4 protein-coding genes and 1 pseudogene are annotated in these 6047 nt (G+C 72.9%); 3 read left to right on the forward strand and 2 right to left on the reverse strand.

Annotated elements, in window-relative coordinates:
* The first annotated feature begins 114 nt into the window (after nt 1-114).
* Together CCN72_RS09150 and CCN72_RS09155 are read left to right on the forward strand one after the other, a co-directional pair.
* On the forward strand, nt 115-2316 hold the full coding sequence (locus CCN72_RS09150) for a bifunctional glycosyltransferase/CDP-glycerol:glycerophosphate glycerophosphotransferase (protein ID WP_086807074.1): 2202 nt from the start codon (nt 115-117) through the stop codon (nt 2314-2316).
* Nucleotides 2317-2318: 2 nt separating this feature from the next.
* The gene (locus CCN72_RS09155) at nt 2319-4523 is read left to right on the forward strand and encodes a bifunctional glycosyltransferase/CDP-glycerol:glycerophosphate glycerophosphotransferase (protein WP_086807075.1); all 2205 of its coding nucleotides are present in this window, start codon (nt 2319-2321) and stop codon (nt 4521-4523) included.
* 93 nt (nt 4524-4616) lie between these two features.
* Here the strand turns inward: CCN72_RS09155 and CCN72_RS09160 are convergent, their stop codons facing one another.
* Nucleotides 4617-5030: an organic hydroperoxide resistance protein gene (locus tag CCN72_RS09160; protein WP_086807076.1), complete on the reverse strand. Its 414-nt coding sequence runs from the start codon at nt 5028-5030 to the stop codon at nt 4617-4619.
* Nucleotides 5031-5153: 123 nt separating this feature from the next.
* On the opposite strand from CCN72_RS09160, the gene CCN72_RS09165 reads away from it, so the two are divergent.
* Nucleotides 5154-5639, forward strand: a complete 486-nt coding sequence (locus tag CCN72_RS09165) for a MarR family winged helix-turn-helix transcriptional regulator (RefSeq protein ID WP_085564998.1) — start codon at nt 5154-5156, stop codon at nt 5637-5639.
* Here the strand turns inward: CCN72_RS09165 and CCN72_RS38580 are convergent.
* Nucleotides 5584-6047 (reverse strand): annotated as a pseudogene (locus CCN72_RS38580) (glycosyltransferase family 39 protein); the annotation flags it as partial. The gene CCN72_RS09165 and the pseudogene CCN72_RS38580 overlap by 56 nt on opposite strands.

A 6047-nucleotide genomic window follows, 5' to 3' on the forward strand; every position in this document is an offset into this window, starting at 1 on the left:
CGCAGGCCGGGCAGGGGACCGGGTGCGCGTGGCGGGTCAGGCAGCGGGCCGGGTGCGCGCGGCGCCGTAGAGACGCGTCCACAGGACGACAGGAAGAACGACAGAAAGAGCAGAATGCCCCGCTTCAGCATTATCGTCCCCACCCATGGGGTCGCCGGCCGGCTGTCCCAGGCGCTGGACTCGGTCCTCGGCCAGTCCTTCGGCGACCTGGAGCTGATCCCGGTCTGTGACGCGCCCGACACCCCGGCCGCCGAGGTGGCCGCCGGGTACGCCGGGCGGGACCCCCTGGTGAAGCCGGTCCACTCACCGCCGTCCGCCGGGCTCGACGGGGCGCGCAACGCCGGGCTGCGGGCGGCGAGCGGCGCGTATGTGCTCTTCCTGGACGGCGACGACCTGCTGCTGCCGGGCGCGCTCGCGGCCGTGGACGCCCGGCTGACCGAGACCGCCGGGGTGGATGTGCTGTACGTGGAGCACGAGCGCGCCCCCTGGTGGGAGGGCGATCCGGTGAACCCGGTCGGGCCGCTGTTCGCCGGTGCCCCCAAGGGCGCCTTCACCCCCGCCGAGCTGCCGGGGCTGACCGGCGCCGCGCTGCCCGCGTGGAGCGCGGTGTACCGCCGTACCTTCCTCACCGAGCATGAACTCGCCTTCCCCGAAGGCAACTTCACCGACCTCGGCTGGGGCGGCCTGGTCACGGTCGCCGCCCGGCGGATCGCCGTACTGCGCCGGGTCGTGGTCCGGCATCGGCTGCGCCGGCAGGGCAGCCGGCTGAACCTGCCCGGCGAGGGCCAGCACGCCCTGCTCGACCAGGTGGAACTGGTCCTCGCGCGGGCCACCGAGCACGTGCTGCCCGCCGAACGCACCGGGCCCCTCTTCGACCAGCTGTTCGCGCTGGTCCTGAAGACCGCGGCCCGGCCGGAGCGGCTGGCCCGCGGACACCGGGCGTTCTTCCGCCGCGCGGCCCGTCTGTACCGGCGGTTCCGGCCGGCCGGGCACCGGATGCCGCGCGGCAGCCTCGGGGTGCAGCACCGGCTGCTCGCGGTCGGCGCGTACGACGCCTTCCGCGCCCTGCGCGACGCGAACCGGCTCGCGGGCCGGGCCGCCGAGACCGTGCCGCGCCCGCACGCGGTCCGCACCCGGCTGCGCTACCGTGCCGCCCTGCGCCGCCCCCTGAACCCCGACCTCGCCGTGTACTGCGCCTATTGGGGCCGCGGCTACGCCTGCAACCCGGCCGCGATCCACGCCAAGGCCCGTGAACTCGCCCCGCAGCTGCGCCAGGTGTTCCTGGTGGAGGCCGGGCAGGAGCACACGCTGCCGAAGGACGTGGAGTACGCGGTGCTCGGCTCGCACCGCGCCTGGGAGCTGCTGGCCCGCGCCACCTATCTGATCAACAACGCCAACTTCGCGGAGGGCGTGGTCAAACGGCCCGGCAGCGTGCACCTCCAGACCCAGCACGGCACCCCGCTGAAGACGATGGGCGTGGACCAGTCGACGTACCCGGTGGTGGCCGCGCGTTCCGGCAGCTTCACCCGGCTGCTGGGCCGGGTCGACCGCTGGGACTTCAACCTCTCCGCCAACCGGCACTCCACCCGTATGTGGGAGCGCGCCTTCCCCGGCTCCTGGGAGGCCCTGGAGTACGGCTATCCACGCAATGACGTCTTCTACACGGCGACCGCCGCCGATGTGGCCCGGATCCGGCGGGAGTTGGGCATCCCCGAGAACCGGCTCGCCGTGCTCTACGCCCCCACCCACCGCGACCACCACTCCGGCTTCGAACCCGGCCTGGACCTGGAGGAGTTCTGCGCGGCCGCCGGCGAGGACGTCGTCGTGCTGCTGCGCGCCCACTACTTCTACGACCAGGGCCGCACCCGGCACTCGGACCGGATCATCGACGTCACCGCGCACCGCAGCACCGAGGACGTCTGCCTGGCCGCGGACGCGCTGATCACCGACTACTCGTCCATCATGTTCGACTACGCCAACCTGGACCGGCCGATCGTGGTCTACGCCGACGACTGGGAGGTCTACCGACAGTCGCGAGGCGTCTACTTCGACCTGATGGCCGAGCCGCCGGGACCGGTCGCCCGCACCCCTGAGGAACTGGCCGCCGTCTTCCGCGAACGCGCCTACGCGGGCCCGGAGTCGACGGCACTGCGGGCCGGATTCCGGGCGAGGTTCTGCGAGTTCGACGACGGCCGGGCCGCCGAACGCGTCGTACGGCGGGTGCTGCTGGGCGAGCCACCGCAGGCGCTCCCGCCGGTGCTGCCGCTCGCCGAACGCGTCCCCGCCCCCGCCGCCGTGACCCTCGTGAGGAGCTGACCGTGCCCCGCTTCAGTGTGATCGTGCCCTGCTACCAGGTGCAGGCGTACCTCCGCGAGTGCCTGGACTCGGTGCTGGCGCAGTCGTACCGGGATCTGGAGGTGATCGCCGTGGACGACCGCTCGCCGGACGACTGCGGCAAGATCCTCGACGAGTACGCCGCGCGCGACCCCCGGGTGAAGGTGCTGCACCTGCCGGAGAACATGGGCCTCGGGCGCGCCCGCAACGCCGGGCTGCCGCACGCCACCGGGGACTACCTCTTCTTCCTGGACAGCGACGACACCCTCACCCCGGGCGCGCTCGCGGCGATCGCCGACCGGCTGACGGAGAGCGGCGACCCGGACGTGCTCGTGTTCGACTACGCGCGCACGTACTGGTGGGGCGGCACCCGGCGCAACGCGCTCGCGGAGGTGCTCGCGGAGGCCGGCCCGGACACCTTCACGGCGGCCGGGTACCCGCGGATCCTGGATCTGCTGATGGTGGTGTGGAACAAGGTCTACCGGCGGGAGTTCGTCGCCGCGCGGGGCTTCACCTTCCCGCCCGGCTACTACGAGGACACCCCCTGGACCTTCCCGGTCATGCTCAGCGCCGGGCGGATCGCCGCGCTGGACCGGATCTGCCTGAACTACCGCCAGCGCAGGCAGGGCAACATCCTGTCCACCACCAGCCGCAAGCACTTCGACGTGCACGACCAGTACGAGCGGGTCTTCGCCTTCCTGGACTCGCATCCCGAACTCAACTCCTGGCGGCCCTACTTGCACCGCAAGATGGGCGAGCACTGCCTGGACATCCTGGCGAAGCCGGACCGGCTGCCGCCCGCCGACAAGGCCGAGTTCTTCCGCCGTACGGCCGACCTGTTCCACCGACTGAAGCCCGAGGGTGCCCAAGTGGACGGCGAGGCCGCCCTGTTGGAGGGCAGCTGGACGGGCTACCGGCTGCGGCGGCAGGCGGGCCGGGTCGGGCAGGCGGCGGCACGGCGGGCGGGCGCGGTACGACGGTTGGCGGCCGGGCGGGCCCGCACCGGCTGGGCCTCGCTGCACGCCCGCCGTCCGCTGGACCCCGAGCTGGTGGTGTACTCGGCGTCCGCGCACCGGGGCCTCCTCGGCGACCCGGCCGCCGTCCATCGCGCGGCCCTGCGGATCGCCCCGCAGCTGCGCGGGGTGTGGGTGGTGCGGGACGCGGAGACGGCGGCGGGGCTGCCGCCGGACGTGGAGCATGTGATCGCGGGCACCCGGCGCTGCGCCGAGGTCATGGCGCGGGCCAAGTTCCTGGTGAACGACGTGCCCTGGACCGGGGTCCCGGCCAAGCGGCCCGGCAGTGTGCACATCCACACCCATCAGGGCACCCCGCTGAAGTTCCTCGGCGCCGATCTGCTGGACAAGCCGGGCGCCCGGCTCGGCGTGGACGTACCGCAGCTGCTGCGCCGCGCCGACCGCTGGGACCACAGCCTGGTGGCCGGCCGCCACGCGGAGCTGGTGTACGAGCGCGCCTACCCCTGCCACTTCGCCTCGGCGCGTACCGGCAGCCCGCGCAACGACGTGCTGGTCAACGGCGGTTCGAGCGACTTCCGCGAGCGGCACGGCATCCCGGACGACCACACGGTGGTGCTGTACGCGCCGACCCGCCGGGACTACCGCAGGGGCGGTCATGTGGACCGGATCGACGTGGCCCGGCTCGCGGCCGGCCTCGGCGAGGGCCACACGCTCGTGGTCCGGCTGCATCCCGCGCTGGCGGCCGGTCCCGCGCGCGGCCTGGGCCTCACGGAGCTGGCCCGGCGCGGCATCGTGCTCGACGCGACGGACGAGCCCGACCTGGCGGACGTACTGCTCGCGGCGGACGCCCTGATCACCGACTACTCGTCCATCATGTTCGACTACGCCAACCTGGACCGGCCGATCGTGATCCACGCCGACGACTGGGAGCTCTACCGGAAGACCCGGGGCGTCTACTTCGACCTGCCCTCCGAGCCACCCGGCCATGTCACGTACTCCCAGCGGGAGTTGGCCGCCCTCTTCACCTCGGGGCGCTGGCAGGACGGCGAATCGGCCCGCCTGCGCTCCCGATTCCGCGCCCGCCACTGCGAGTTCGAGGACGGCCGAGCCGCCGAACGCGTCGTCCGCACCCTGCTCCTGGACGAGCCGATGCCGGGCACGGTACGGCTGCCGGGGCAGACGACGGCGGGACGGGGCGCGCTGACGTCGGCGTGAAGGCCGTACGACCGGTACGCGAAAGCCGTACCGGCCGGTGGCGGGGGACCACGGCCGGTACGGCGGCTACGGGACCTGCTCGGCTTACCGGACTTACTCGACGACGAGGTCGACCTCGATGTTGCCGCGGGTCGCGTTGGAGTAGGGGCAGACCTGGTGGGCGGCCTCGACGAGCTTGCGGCCGTTCTCCTGGTCCACGGTCTCGGGCAGCTCGACCCGCAGGGTGACCTTCAGACCGAAGCCCTCGCCCACCTTGCCGATGCCGACCTCGGCGGTGACGGCGGCGTCGGTGACGTCCACCTTCGCCTTGCGGCCGACGACACCGAGGGCGCCGCCGAAGCAGGCCGCGTAACCGGCGGCGAAGAGCTGCTCGGGGTTGGTGCCCTCGCCGTTGCCGCCCAGCTCCACCGGCGGGGCCAGCTTGACGTCGACCTTGCCGTCGGAGGAGACGGCACGGCCCTCACGGCCGTGGGTGGCGGTGGCGACGGCGGTGTAGAGCGCGTCCATGACGAACCATCCCTCTCGATGTGTCCTGCGTCGTGTTGCTTCGTTGGCTTCCTGCCACCACAAGTAGAGCACACAATTTAGTTGCACACAATCAAATGCCGGACGAAGAGCTACCCTGGACCCATGACCGCTACTCCCGCCGAGACCGAGACGGACTGGCTCCGCCTGGACAACCAGATCTGCTTCTCGCTGCACGCCGCGTCCCGCGCCTTCAACGGCGTCTACCGCGTGGTCCTCAAGGACCTCGGCCTCACCTACCCGCAATACCTGGTGATGCTGGTGCTGTGGGAACAGGGCGATCTGCCGGTCAAGAAGCTCGGCGAACAGCTGCGGCTCGACTCCGGCACGCTGTCCCCGTTGGTCAAGCGGCTGGAGGCGGCGGGCCTGGTGCGTCGGGAGCGCAGCGTCGAGGACGAGCGCTCGGTGCGGGTGCTGCTCACCGAGGAGGGCACGGCCCTGCGCGAGCGGGCCCTGGAGGTGCCGCGCCGCATCATGCGCTCCACCGGCTTCGACCGTGCCGAGATCGCCGACCTGCGCGCCCGCCTCGACCGGCTCACCAGCGCGCTGGACGCGGCGGCAGCGACGGAGGCCGAAGACTCGCGGGGCTGAGGGGCCGTACATAGAGCCGTACGACGGTCCGCCCGCGCACGGCCTCGCCGCCCACCGCGAACTCCCGCTGAAGCAGGTCGAGTTTGGCCCGCTCACCGGGGTTGCGCGGCGTCCACCGCCCCGCCAGCACGGCCCGGTCGGCGACGACCCACACCCGCTGGACCCCCGCCACCCGGCTGCGCACCTCCGCGGCCGGGACCTCCACTCCGTACAGGGTCCCGGACACGTCCCCCGTCCGCGCGAGCACAAGATCCCGCGTCCCGCGAAACGCCCCGGGGTACGCCAGCTCGGTGTTGCGCGTGTACGCCGGCAGGTACAGCACCGCGTCCCCCTTCCGCACTCCGTACGCCGCCGCCCGCGCGTCCCGATGACCTCGCGGCGATCGCGCGGGCGGCGGCGTACGGAGTG

It is taken from the genome of Streptomyces murinus (assembly GCF_002154555.1).
Classification (GTDB): Bacteria; Actinomycetota; Actinomycetes; order Streptomycetales; family Streptomycetaceae; genus Streptomyces; species Streptomyces murinus.